The 13,708-nt window shown below is 38.5% G+C and carries 12 protein-coding genes; 4 read left to right on the plus strand and 8 right to left on the minus strand.

All coding sequences use genetic code 11. The features are described from left to right. Positions 1-157 precede the first annotated feature (157 nt). The 3 genes from QUE72_RS14780 to QUE72_RS14790 all read left to right on the plus strand — a co-directional run bounded on the left by QUE72_RS14780 (position 158) and on the right by QUE72_RS14790 (position 2,657). On the plus strand, positions 158-403 hold the full coding sequence (locus tag QUE72_RS14780; RefSeq protein ID WP_074498866.1) for a DUF2164 domain-containing protein: 246 nt from the start codon (positions 158-160) through the stop codon (positions 401-403). An 86-nt stretch (positions 404-489) separates the two neighbouring features. Next, positions 490-1,695: an NnrS family protein gene (locus QUE72_RS14785; RefSeq protein ID WP_286269827.1), complete on the plus strand. Its 1,206-nt coding sequence runs from the start codon at positions 490-492 to the stop codon at positions 1,693-1,695. 5 nt (positions 1,696-1,700) lie between these two features. Next, positions 1,701-2,657: a D-2-hydroxyacid dehydrogenase gene (locus tag QUE72_RS14790; protein WP_286269828.1), complete on the plus strand. Its 957-nt coding sequence runs from the start codon at positions 1,701-1,703 to the stop codon at positions 2,655-2,657. A 20-nt stretch (positions 2,658-2,677) separates the two neighbouring features. Here QUE72_RS14790 and QUE72_RS14795 read toward each other — a convergent pair whose 3' ends face one another. Then, positions 2,678-4,015, minus strand: a complete 1,338-nt coding sequence (locus QUE72_RS14795; RefSeq protein ID WP_286269830.1) for an NAD(P)/FAD-dependent oxidoreductase — start codon at positions 4,013-4,015, stop codon at positions 2,678-2,680. Between the two features lie 81 nt (positions 4,016-4,096). Between QUE72_RS14795 and QUE72_RS14800 the strand changes: the two genes are divergently transcribed. Further along, on the plus strand, positions 4,097-4,675 hold the full coding sequence (locus tag QUE72_RS14800) for a GNAT family N-acetyltransferase (protein ID WP_286269831.1): 579 nt from the start codon (positions 4,097-4,099) through the stop codon (positions 4,673-4,675). Here the strand turns inward: QUE72_RS14800 and QUE72_RS14805 are convergent. The 7 genes from QUE72_RS14805 to QUE72_RS14835 form a co-directional block, all read right to left on the minus strand. Then, positions 4,663-6,186, minus strand: a complete 1,524-nt coding sequence (locus tag QUE72_RS14805) for an aminotransferase class V-fold PLP-dependent enzyme (RefSeq protein ID WP_286269833.1) — start codon at positions 6,184-6,186, stop codon at positions 4,663-4,665. The genes QUE72_RS14800 and QUE72_RS14805 overlap by 13 nt on opposite strands. Before the next feature lie 259 nt (positions 6,187-6,445). Further along, positions 6,446-7,738 (minus strand): threonine synthase, encoded by a 1,293-nt coding sequence (gene thrC / locus QUE72_RS14810; protein WP_074498871.1) that lies wholly within the window; start codon positions 7,736-7,738, stop codon positions 6,446-6,448. Positions 7,739-7,776: 38 nt separating this feature from the next. Then, entirely contained in the window at positions 7,777-8,751 is a 975-nt protein-coding gene (thrB, locus tag QUE72_RS14815; protein WP_286269836.1) for a homoserine kinase, read from the minus strand. Beyond that, complete coding sequence (gene thrA, locus QUE72_RS14820; protein WP_286269838.1) at positions 8,751-11,207, minus strand: bifunctional aspartate kinase/homoserine dehydrogenase I; 2,457 nt, start codon at positions 11,205-11,207, stop codon at positions 8,751-8,753. Before thrA ends, thrB begins: the two co-directional genes overlap by 1 nt. Before the next feature lie 263 nt (positions 11,208-11,470). Further along, the gene (locus tag QUE72_RS14825; RefSeq protein ID WP_074498874.1) at positions 11,471-12,427 is read right to left on the minus strand and encodes a sensor domain-containing diguanylate cyclase; all 957 of its coding nucleotides are present in this window, start codon (positions 12,425-12,427) and stop codon (positions 11,471-11,473) included. Beyond that, entirely contained in the window at positions 12,427-13,035 is a 609-nt protein-coding gene (locus QUE72_RS14830) for a chemotaxis protein (RefSeq protein ID WP_074498875.1), read from the minus strand. Before QUE72_RS14830 ends, QUE72_RS14825 begins: the two co-directional genes overlap by 1 nt. Then, positions 13,032-13,397, minus strand: a complete 366-nt coding sequence (locus QUE72_RS14835; protein WP_286269841.1) for a response regulator — start codon at positions 13,395-13,397, stop codon at positions 13,032-13,034. The genes QUE72_RS14830 and QUE72_RS14835 overlap by 4 nt, the downstream gene beginning before the upstream one ends. Between the last annotated feature and the right edge of the window lie 311 nt (positions 13,398-13,708).

The following is a 13,708-nucleotide window of genomic DNA, read 5'->3' on the forward strand; positions in this document are numbered from 1 at the left end:
GTGTTTTGACATACTTTTTCCGTTAAAGTTAAGTATAGATTAATACCATGATTTGCAATTAATGCCTTACCTATTAACGATAAAACGTTGCTAATAGAGCACTTATTAGTTGGGCTTGGTATCATATACAACAAACAACATAATCGCGAATGTAAAGATGGCTAACATTACCTTGTCTGAGGACGTAAAACACCAACTTATTAACAAGTTACAACATTATTTTGAACAAGAACTCTCTATTGAATTAGGCCAATTCGATGCTGATTTTTTACTTGATTTTATCGGCGACAATTTCGGTAGTTATTTTTATAATCAGGGTTTATATGACGCACAGCACATTATTAACGAGAAAATAGATCATATCAGCGAAACGTTATACGAATTAGAAAAGCCCACAACGTAAAGTAATTACCGCCGTATTGATTTAAAACAAAGTCTAACAAATAGCATGCGATATACTCACCTTCATCGCCCTCTAAGGTACCGAATATGATGCAAATTACCGATTTAGCACAAGAAGAAAAGTTACCGCCCATTTTAAGGTTAGGTTTTCGTCCTTTTTTTCTACTTGGCCCTGCTTTTGCCATTATAGCTCTGACACTATGGTTATTGATTTTTTACGGAAAAATTAACCTCCAACCTTTTGCAAGTGGTTATTGGTGGCATATTCATGAAATGATCTTTGGCTTCGCTGCTGCTATTATTGCTGGATTTTTGTTAACAGCAGTGCAAACCTGGACAGGCATTAGAAGCGTACATGGGAACGCGTTATTTTGGCTTATCATTTTATGGTTAGCTGGCCGCATTGCATTATTATTACCGACATACCTGCCGCATATAATGATCACCATTATTGATTTGAGTTTTTTACCTGTAGCGGCCTACATGTTGGCTAAACCAATTATTGCCGTAAAACAAAAACGAAATCTCTTCTTCGTTCCTTTGCTGTTAATGTTCACCTTGGTGAATGGACAAATGCATCTCGCTTTTTATCAAGGTGATAACACTAGTGTACAATTATCTGGCTACGCCGGTATTATGTTGATCACAATGCTAATTTCTATCATTGGCGGCAGAGTAACTCCGATGTTTACCGCAAATGGTAGTAAAACAGAAAAAGTAGCGAACTTACCTTGGCTTGAAATTAGCGCAAATATCACGTTATTCACTATTTTCATTTTGTATTTTATCAGCCCAATTTTAAACCTGAGTCAGCAAAAATTTGGGATGCTTTTTGTTATTGCAGGCACACTTCAAGCTTATAGAATAACGAGATGGCGCCCTTGGGTTACTTTTAAAATTCCACTGTTGTGGTCACTACATTTAGCTTTATTCTGTATATGGATGGCCCTGCTATTACTAGGTTTATCTTACTTATTTAACCTATTCCCTACCAACCACCTTTGGCATTTATTAACAATTGGTGGAATAAACGGTGTAATACTTGCGATGATTGCGCGTGTTTCACTTGGCCATACTGGTAGACCACTTGTAGTAGGAAAACTTATAAAATTCAGTTTTTTACTCATTTTTATCGCCGCTTTCACTCGTGCAATTTTACCCATTTTAGCGCCTGCGATGACCCCTACATTTTATTGGTTAGCAACAGGGTTTGCTTGCGCAAGTTTTTTACTTTTCTTATATCGCTACATACCTTACCTTATTCAACAACGCATAGATGGCAGACCAGGGTAACTGAAATGAATTGTGTATTTTTAGACAGAAAAACTTTTGTTAATCAAGTATCAACAATCAATATTGAACACCAAGTAGCAGATTTTAAAGCTTACGATTTAACACGAGAAGATCAAATTATTGAGCGTTGCAAAAATGCTAACGTAATCATTACTAATAAAGTATTACTGTCAGAAATGACGCTCGCTAAACTCCCCAAGTTACGCTTAATTTGTATCGCAGCAACAGGTGTTAATAATGTAGACCTTAACGCCGCTAAGCGGTTAGGCATTGCTGTCACAAATGTTAGCGGTTACTCAACACCTTCTGTTAGCCAATATGTATTTGCTCAATTATTAACGTACTTTAGTTGTCCAACGTTACACCAACAGATTGTTGAACAAGGAGAATGGCCCAAAAGCCCTAGCTTTTGTGTACATGGTCCTGGCAGTGAAGAATTGGCAAACAAATATATTGCGATTATTGGTTACGGTAACTTAGGTCAAGCGGTAGCTACTATTGCCAAAGCGTTTGGTATGAAAGTACTGATTGCTGAACGCCCTAACGCTTCAAAAATAAGAGATGGTCGTGTTGCATTTGAAGTAGCTTTACAACAAGCGGATATTGTTAGCCTTCACTGTCCGTTAACCAAAGACACTGATCAATTATTTGATCGTCACACTTTTTCGTTAATGAAAACAACAGCAGTGTTAGTGAATACAGCAAGAGGCGGTGTTATCAATGAGGTAGATCTTTTACAAGCGTTAACACAAAAAGAGATCGCCTACGCTATTTTAGATGTTTTACAACAAGAACCCCCAGCACCGGATCACCCATTATTACTACAGCAACCGACTAATTTAAAAATAACGGCACACATCGCTTGGGCAAGCAAAGAGTCTCAGCAACGACTATTAGATCTGATTGCATTAAATATTACTGATTTCACTCAAGGTAAAAACACTAACCGAGTTGAAGGTTAGCCACTGTAATATTCGTTTATTTATAACCATCTATCTTTGACCTTTCCATACTGAAAATAGCCCCACTGCCCCACCCTTCGTAATGGGGCAAATGGAAATTTCGGTAACGGCGAAGTGTAAAGTGGAATATTTGGCACTTGCGCTCCGGCCACTTTATCAGCTAGTCGTTTTCCAGCTTGTGAGGAAAACGAAACACCTGCTCCACAATAGCCCATGCTGTAGAACAAGTTTTGTTCATTGTTTTGATAAATATGTGGAATGTCATCTAACGACATGCAAATCCATCCTGACCACGCGTAAGCAGTACGCAAAGTTTCCAGCGCTGGAAAGCTACTTTTTAACACCGTTAGCAATCGATTTGCATAATACGGATCATTGGCAGATTTTCCAGAAATAGCACCACGGCCACCAAATAAAATACGGTTATCTGGTAATTTGCGGTAATAGTATTTTAATGCTCTAGTATCCATGACTACTTGATTTGTTTTAATGCCACTATCTAAAAGCTGCTGCTCTGTCAGTGGTTCAGTAACGATAATTTGAGAAAGCACAGGCAAGTAGCGGTTATTCACCGTAGGCATAAAGCCTTGAGGAGTATAACCATTGGTGGCAAGCACCACTTTTTTAGCTTTTACCACCGCTGACGGTGTAGTCAATTCAAAACCCTTTGCTGATTGCCTACTTTCTGTAACAGGCGTGTTGCAATACATATCAGTGCCAGCATCAACAGCAAGTTTTTGATAACCCCACGCTAATTTTAACGGGTTCAAACCAAATCCATCACGGTAACGAATAGCTCCAAATGCGTTATGATCATTCATATATTGTTGACGTACTTCTTGTTTCGACAATATTTCCACTTGATAACCAAACATCTTTTTTTGCAATGCAGCTGCTGCTATTAAGTCTGCTAATTTATTGGCTTTATGGGCGACTTTTAAATAGCCTGCAGGTTGTACATCACAGTCAATACCCCGGGAAATCAGGTGTTGTACACGCTCAGCACCTTCGGCCATTTCTTGATAAATAGCTCGCATTACCTCTTCGCCCCATTGCTGTTGCATTTGAGCAAAAGGTTTTCTACCTGAAGTTTTTAAGATAAAACCGGCATTTCTACCGCTGCATCCCCAAGCACTTTGGTTTGCTTCTAATATAGTTGCTTTAATGCCATATTCTTCTGCCAAATGAAGCGCACAAGACATACCAGTATAGCCAGCACCAATAATGGCAACATCAACGTCAATATTGGCTTCTAAAGGACCTAAATTTTTTGGCGCTTGCCCTGAAATATTCGCCCAGTAGCTATCAGGATAGCGTTCGCCGCAACCAGGAGATTGGTGAAACAAAGGATCATACATAATATTAACTAATGTGAAGGTAGCTGATTGTGATAATTCTTTGGTAAACTTACCTTAACTCTGATGAATAATGAATATTTAATGCAAAAAAAGACCATAATTTACCGTGAAATGACACCTGATGACTTCACACAGGTGATCCGTTTGGCTACCCACGTACATGGTGAAGGTTACATGGATCAAACCAGTGCACTGAAATGGTTCAATCAGGGCATCAAAAATAACATCAATAGTCATTTTGTTGCCTATGATGAAGACATACTCGTGGGTTTTCGTATTACCTTTTCACCTCTACAATGGCAACTTGATCAATGGTGTACACCTGAAGATTGGCCAAGTGAACAAGCTAGCGTTTGTTATTTTAAATGTAATACGGTTGATGAGCACTATCGAGGTTACGGCATCGGTAGTAAGTTACTAACACTTTCTATTGATGCTGTTAAACAGCAAGGCGCTAAAGCGGGTGTCAGCCATCTATGGATGCAAAGCCCCGGAAATAGCGCGGTAAAATACTTTACTAAGTGCGGTGGCGTCTTAATAAAAAAACACCCAGACAGATGGAACGAATTAAGCAAACAGGGTTATATGTGCCCTGTTTGTAATAACGATTGTCATTGTTCCGCCGCCGAAATGCTGATCTCTTTTGATCAAGACGCTTGAAAAATCCGTCTAAAAAATGAGGTTTTCTTTTCTGAACTTTCAGCGACTTGTTGAGCATTAAAGCTTGCTAGGGTTGGCATACTCACAGCTTGCTTTGTATGCTCAAAATCACCGGAAGCGGGATTAAATCGATAATTTTTACGCCAACTTTCAATATTTTCACTTACTTGTTTAATGGCATCAACGACAAAAGCAACTTCTTTATCTGTCATCGTTGGATGAAACGATGCTCTGATCCAACCTGGCTTTTCAGCATAATCACCAAGATCAATTTGTTCAGTAATTTTCGATGAAGTGTCGTGATCAACATTTAATAAAATATGCCCGTATGTACCAGCACAAGAACAACCACCTCGTGTTTGTACTCCAAACTTATCGTTTAGTAGTCTCACGACTAAATTATAATGGGCACCTTTAACATAGAATGACACAATCGATAGTCGGTCTCGAATGCTCGGTTCAAGCATAACCACTTGTTCAAGTTTTGCTAAATTATCCATCACATAATTGGTGATCCATTGTTCACGCGCAGTGATGTTATCAACGCCCATTTCGTCTTTCACTTTGATCGCTAACGCTGTTCTTATACACTGAAGAAAACCCGGTGTACCACCATCTTCGCGCATTTCAATATCCGTGAAAAAACTGTGCTCTCCCCACGGATTAGTCCACGTTACCGTACCGCCACCAGGATGATCTGGCACTTTATTTTTGTATAGCGCTTTATTAAACAGTAAAACACCTGAGCTACCAGGTCCCCCTAGAAATTTATGTGGAGAGAAATAAATAGCATCTAAGGTTTGTTTCGGGTTTGCAGGGTGCATATCAATATCAACATACGGCGCAGAGCAAGCAAAATCGACAAAACATACACCACCATGCTCATGCATAATTTCCGCCATTTGATGATAAGGGGTTTTAATACCAGTAACGTTGGAACACGCAGTAAATGAACCAATCTTATGTTTACGATCAGCATATTGTTCAAGCAACTCTTCAAGATGCTCTAACGAAGGTAAGCCCTTTTCGTTAGGTTGAACTATTTCCAAGGTTACATCGCATTCATACCAGGAAGTTTGGTTAGAGTGATGTTCCATATGCGTGATAAAAACAACAGGTCTGTCTTGTTCATTGAACGATATTTGATCTTTCATTCGTTCAGGTATACGTAAATTTAAGATCCGTTGAAATTTATTAATAACACCAGTCATACCTGCTTCAGCTGTGATCAAAATATCATTTTTACATGCATTTACATGTTTTTTGATCACCGATTGTGCCTCATGGTAGGCATGTGTCATCACACCACCGGTTAAATTAGTTTCGGTATGAGTATTGGCGACATAAGGCCCAAGTATTTGCGTTATATAGGTTTCTATCGGCTGATATAACCTACCACTTGCCGTCCAATCTGCATAAATAATTGGCAATGATTGACCGTTGATTGAGTGGGTTAATTTGTGCCCAATAACGTGTTTACGAAAAGGGGAGAAATAGTGTTCTGTTGACATAAATGTTCCAAAGCTCTTTCACTAAAAACATTCTACAAAACGACTAAAATTTAGCAATTAAAAACCAACAAAGACCATTAACTTGCAATACAAAACTAACATAGCCCGACATTTTTGATTATTAATTCATTTTTCCTATCAAACCTTGCTCTTAAAGAAAAAATGTTTATTTTATCAATGAATATCAAGAAAATTTTTCTAAAAAGCCAACAGAATGTTGGCTTTTTGTTTATAAAAGGCAAAAGAGGTATTCGCTATCTTATGCCTTATCGAGTAAATACTTACGTAATGCTGAAAATTCAGTACTTTGTTCGCTAGATAAAATGGTTTCGGTTGCGCAATCCGCTAACTCTTTCGGTAACCCAATGGGTTGACCTAACATGCTTTCAACCACATCCTTAAACTTAGCAGGATGCGCTGTACCTAAAAACACACCAAATTCTTCATCACTTGCACTATATTGCAACGCTTTATAAGCAACCGCTGCGTGTGGTTCACTAATGTAGCCAAGCTTAGAAAGTGATAACATCGTCATTTGTGTTTGCTCTTCATCTATTGCAAACGAACTCACACTATCTTCTGGCACTATACCTGACTTGAGCATGTGCTCAACCCGTGGCCAGTTATTTGGGTTACTCACATCCATCGCATTAGACATAGTGGCAACTGTTTGATTTGGCGACCACTCACCGGTTTTTAAATAACGCGGTACTGTATCATTAGCATTGGTTGCAGCAATAAAACGTTTAATGGGTAACCCCATTGCTTTAGCAAATAACCCCGCGGTTAAATTACCAAAATTACCACTAGGTACAGAAAATACTAAATCTTGAAGCGCTGTTTTACCTTGTTGGCGATATAGTTGTGCAACCGCTTCAAAGTAATAACACACTTGTGCTAATAAACGACTGATGTTAATTGAATTTGCAGAGTTTAAGCCGATAGTCTCTTTCAACTCTTGATCATCAAAAGACTGTTTCACTAATGCCTGACAATCATCGAAATCACCTTCGATAGCAATCGTTTCTATATTACCACCTAACGTAGTAAACATTTTTTCTTGCAACAAGCTTATTTTGCCTTTCGGGTATAAAATAACCACGCGAATATTTTCAATGCCATGAAAGGCATGTGCTACCGCAGCACCTGTATCACCTGATGTTGCGGTTAGAATAGTGAGTTTTTTATCGCCACTAAAGGTTTGAAGACAGCGCGCCATAAAACGGGCACCAAAATCTTTAAAGGCTAAAGTTGGGCCATGAAATAACTCTAAAATTGCGCGGTTTTCACTGATAGGCTGTATTTGTGCAGGAAAATTAAAGGCATCAGTCACTATTTCTGTTAATTGTGCTTTCGTTAAATCATCTTGTACAAAGGGATAGAGCACTTGCACGCTTCGCTCTACCATAGGTAATGCTAATAACTGTTCAATGTTATCTAATGCTGGAATATTTTCAGGGAAAAATAAGCCTTGGTTCTTCCCTAGGCCTTGTTTAACTGCACCGGCAAAACTTACCTGTTCATCATTTTCTTTAAGGTTATAAAAATTCAAAATTGTTATCCTACTAAAAACGTAATATTGCTGCTCGCCTACTTATTTATTGGGCAAGCACCTTGATTATCGACACGGCAAACATGAACGAATCCCTCACTTTGCCCTGTACTTAATGTTTGTAAATAATGTTCTGTTAGCCAATTAGCAAAGTCATTGGCTTTTTGTTCGTTGTCGGTCACACAAAATAATGTTGGGCCAGAACCTGAAATACCAACCGCTAGACAACCTTGCTCACGTAAGTGAGTGCACGCTTGTTCAAACCCCGGTAATAAATGCTGACGATATGGCTGTGCGATAACATCATTAACAACTGAAAATGCCATTGCTTTATTACCTCGGTGGCAAGCATCAACAAAGGTAGCTAAATTTTGTCCAAAAGTAATCACATCTTTACGTGAATATGATGTTGGTAATACTTCACGGGCCGCTTTCGTTGAAACCTCAATCCCGGGGTATGCCATAACATAATAGCAATCATCAAATTGTGGGAGTGTTTGGCAAATCACATCGTCATCTGGCACCATCAGTTGTATACCACCATAATAACATGGCGCTACATTATCATAATGCAAACTACCACTAATTTGTGCCTCCATACGCCCCATTAGTTTCAACATCACAGCTTTACTAAATTGAAACTCACTTGTTACCTTATAAAAGTAATTCAATGCTTCCAATGCTGCAACTACCGAGCAAGCACTTGAACCAAGCCCACTACCTACTGGCATTTTCTTTTCCAATATCATGTTGACGGTTACAGGTTTTTGTCCAGACTGTAGCAAGGTTTCATTGAAAAGCTGCAAGCAATCCCAAACAATATTCTCTTTTGGATCTTGTGGTAACTTGTTCGCAAACGCCCCTTCTACTGTTAAACTGTTCTCTGGGCTCGCCTCAACAGTCACTACGTCGCCAAGTAAAGTGCCATCAACAGGTTTTACAGCTACACCTAATACATCAAAACCAACACTCATATTCCCAATTGAAGCTGGCGCAAAAACTGAAACGCTCATTAGTGCTGTTGCTCCCATGCTAATGTTCTTAATAAGTCACCAAATACACCCGCTGCAGTAACTGCCGCACCAGCACCATAACCACGAAGTACGAACGGTAATGGCTGATAATAACGGCTATGAATAGCTAAGGCATTTTCACCATCTTTAATGCTATATAAAGGATGTTCTGCACCAACCGCTTCAATGGATACTTGGCACTTCCCGTCAATAATATTACCGATATAACGCAACACTTTTCCTTCCTGTTTAGCGTTATTTACACGTTCAGCAATCACACCGTCAAGTTGTGATAAATTCGTCATAAAGGTTGCAACATCGCCACTTGCATCAAATGTTTCACCGAGTACCGAATCCACTTTAATGTCTGATAGCTCTAATTGCATGCCAGCCTCTCGCGCCATAATAAGTAGCTTTCTTGCCACATCCATGCCACTTAAATCATCACGAGGATCAGGTTCTGTAAAGCCATTCTCTTTAGCAATAGCTGTTGCTTGCGACAACGTCATTCCTTCATCTAATTTACCAAAAATATAGGACAGAGAACCTGATAGAACACCTTCAAACTGCAATAATTCGTCACCTGCCTTGATTAGGCTTTGCAAAGTATCAATTACTGGTAAGCCCGCACCAACTGTTGTTTCATAAAGAAAACGACGATTAGTCTCTTGGGTTGCTTGTCTTATGGCTTGATAATATTCCCATGTATCAGTATTCGCTTTTTTATTAGGTGTTACCACATGAAAGCCTTCTTTAATAAAGTCAACGTAACTCATAGCAAGCGCTTCATTAGACGTTGAATCAACCAGTACAGGATTTATTAAATGATTATCGCGAACAAAGCGCTTCACATTTTCTGCCGTAACTGCCACAGCATCTTTCCCTAAACAAGCCTGCCAGCTTTCAAGATTAATGCCTTCTTGATCAAACACCATGCCTTTACTATTTGCGATACCATAAACACGTAATGAAATATTTTGTGCTTTTAATTTAGGTTGTTGACGCGCGATTTGTGCAATTAATTCGCTACCAACCACACCACAGCCAACTAAAAATACATCAATAGTCGGTTTGTGTGAGAAAAAGTTCTGGTGACACACTTTTAATGCATCGGTGCATTTACGATTTTCAATGACCACAGAAATACTACGTTCAGAAGAATCTTGTGCAATGGCCACTACATTAACGCGTGCTTGAGCTAATGAAGAGAAAAACTTGGCTGCTACGCCTTGTTGGTGATGCATGCCATCACCCACTAAAGAAACAATGGACAGTTCATGCTGTAATGCAACGGGCTCTAATAAACCGTTAAGTAATTCTAATTCAAACTCTTGTTTCAAGCTTTGTTCCGCTTGCTTTGCATCTGCTGTATAAATACAAAAACTAATACAATATTCGCTCGATGATTGGCTGATCAATACGATAGATATCTTTTCACGACTCATGGTAGCAAAAACTCGACTAGCCATACCAACCATACCTTTCATGCCAGGGCCTGACACATTCACCATGGTTAAATCGTCTAAATTAGAAATTGCTTTAACTTGTTTTTTCTGATCATTTTCATTCGCAATCAATGTTCCTGGCGCTTTTGGATTTCCGGTATTTTTGATCAAGCAAGGAATGTGAAATTGTGCAATTGGTCCAATCGTTTTAGGATGAAGTACACTTGCACCAAAATACGATAACTCCATCGCTTCCTGATAAGATAAATAATCAAGTAATCGCGCATCTTTAATCAGACGAGGGTCTGCATTATAAACACCATTAACGTCGGTCCATATTTCACAACATTCAGCCTGTGCACATACAGCAAGCACAGCTGCCGAATAATCAGAACCATTGCGACCTAAAGTGGTGACTTGATTTTGGCTATTTACGCCAATAAACCCTGGCATTAAAGCAACACGATTGAGCGATGGATAGTATTGTTGAAATCTGTCTTTACACAAAACTAAATCTGCTAACGCATTCAGGTAAGCATCATTAGTATGTAGGAATTTTTCAGGCTCGATTAAACTAACATCAAAATCTAACGTTGCTAATACAGAATCTAGAATAGCAACACTCATTCGTTCACCCACACTGATAATAATTGCGCGTATATGATCTGGACAATAAGACAACATTGTTGCCCCTTGCAAATAACGACTAAGCTGATGCTCCCAATTCGCTAACGCTTGTTCTGCATGTGTTTTATTAAATTGTGGTAACGTTGCACTTAGTCCTTCAACTATGGTTTCAATCGCTGCAGAAAAATGTTTTAAATCACTTTGTAATGTATTTTCATCGCTAATATTTTCAGCCATCGCCACTAAATGATTAGTAACACCTTGTGGTGCAGAAACAACAACTGCTACCGAAGATTCCTTGCTCTGGTTCTTGATAATATCAGCCACTTGAACAAAACGTTCTGCTGTTGCTAATGATGAACCGCCAAATTTTAACACGCGCATGTTTACTTCCCCTAAAAACGAAAAAAGCCCGGAACCTTTGTGGTCACGGGCTTTGATAAAATACTTTCTTTTACACGTTAGCCGTCGACCACCATCCCTAACAGGGTGGTAGTGGTAATAATGGTAATAGTGCGTGTAATAGATTTCATGCTAGGTAAAATGCCAAAAATGTCATTTTCTGTCAACTACTAAATTGAATAGAACTAGACGATTTATGAATAAACTAAAACTAAAAATGTATATTTATTACATTTTTAGGTAGGTCAAACAGCGTTACTTAAATGGTTAACTTTATATTGATATGTTTGATTACGGCCCAATGCTTTAGCTTTATATAATGCAGCATCAGTATTTGCAATGAGATTTTCATAGCGTGTATCGCTTGGCTGAATACTCGCAACACCAACACTTGTGGTTACTGTTAACTCTTTATCTTGAAAAACAAACACTTGTTTTTCTAATTCAGCACGTATTCGCTCCGCAACATCTAACGCTCCACTTACTTCAGTTTCGGGCAAAATAACCGCAAATTCTTCACCGCCATAACGACCAAAAAGATCACATGAGCGCAATAATGCTTTCACACGCTGTGCCGTTTCTATTAAAACTTTATCACCGCATTGATGACCAAAATTGTCATTCAAACGTTTAAAATGATCTAAATCAAACATGATTAACGCTAAATCATGATCATACCTGCGAGCACGTGAAAATTCTTTCTCAAGGCACTCTTCCCAATGCTTGCGATTAAATATTTGCGTCAAGCCATCAATACGATTAGCTTTTGCTAATTCTTCCAGTGCTTTGTTTAATTTTCCTTGATAATGCGCGACATCAGTAGCATCTTCAATAAGAATACAAACATACTCAACGCTATTATTGTCTTCGATAGGAATAAAGGTACAGTTTTGTGCCATAAAGTGGCTATCTGTTGTAATGGGACGATGATGAGGTAATTCAAATAAATGATGCCGTTGCTCCCAAGAGCAAAATCCCGGTGAATTTAATGAGCTAACACTACTAAGTTTTCGATTAAACCAGCGCGTTGGCAATTCAGGAAAAACATCAAAAATACTACAACCAATCACTTGCTCAAGTGATTTATTCGCATGTACTTGCATAAAGCGATTAAACTCAACAATATTACATTCAAGATCAACAACAATGACCCCAGTATTAATTTGCTCAGCGATTGTTCTTCCTATGTCAGGAATACGCATTAGTACTCTTCCAAAATACGGTCTATCACTTGTGCAATATTAATGATCGCCGATTCAGGGATCAGTAAAATCATGTCACAATTGAAAGAATAATCGGTTACTTGATACGATATTTTAACTTTAAGTGCAAGATCCCAGTTAAAAGATTGTTGCTCGATATGTTCAGAAAACGCTGATTTACTTGACGGTAAGAAACGCGGAGCACTGTATGACATTTGATTATTAATCTGACTCGCAAAAACATTGAGAAACGTTGTTGTGAGTATTGAACTTAGATCAATAATTTGCTCTTCAAGCGTTAATTCGTCAGGATCATAACCAAGCAGATCTGCTAAACGATCCGAATCTTTTGGTTGATAAACCAGTAAAGCCTCACCGCGTATACCTTCGTAACCAAAAAATCCTTGGCTAACTACCGCTGCGGCTTGATCTTCAACGTTAAGCGCATCAGAGATATGTTTAGAACTGACTTGTTCTATACTAGGCACTTTCAGGTATACAAAAGTATCCAAATAACGCGCAAGTTGATCACTTGCTTGCCCCATTGCAACATTTATAATTTCTTGTAGACAATCTTGTTGATCTTCAGTTAAATCGAAATGGGTCATACTAAACCATTTTCCTTGAGGTGCTGTAATAACACTTCAGATTTTACCGGTTTGCGGATAAATGCTTTCGCACCTAACTCTAACACTTTGCTTTGCATTTCAGGCTGAATATCAGCGGAAATCACAAAAACGATTGGTGTGACTCCCATTTTTTGAATACCCTGCAATACGCCTACGCCGTCAATTTCAGGCATTGTCAGGTCAAGAAACAAAACGTCAATATTATTTGAGCGTAGAATTTTTAACGCTTCAACACCATTAGTAGCAATTTGAGCATTCGCAGCAAGTGTTTCAGGTAAGCTTCGTAACACTTGCTTTCGCGCTAGGTTAGAGTCGTCACAGATAAGTACAGACAGGCTCATGAAAAGAGAAACCTTATAACATTATTATTTTTGTACCTTTAATTTACCTTAATTTTAACGTGCTGTTAATGAATAAACGGTTAAATTTTAATTTTTTTTTGCACAAATATAGTATTAATTGTTGTATTTAACGGCATATATGAGCTAACCAGTTAAAAATACTTAGTATTTTATCCCATGATCATGTGAGCTTTTATTTTTTTAATCGTGTGTATTATCAAAAAAAGTAAATGAGTAGATTTCCTACATATCAAAGATATTGTGCCCTGCTGCATTAATGTTGCAATTCAGTTAAAAAATACGCGAGTAAA

The sequence above is a fragment of the Thalassotalea hakodatensis genome (assembly GCF_030295995.1).
In the GTDB taxonomy this organism is placed as follows: domain Bacteria; phylum Pseudomonadota; class Gammaproteobacteria; order Enterobacterales; family Alteromonadaceae; genus Thalassotalea_C; species Thalassotalea_C hakodatensis.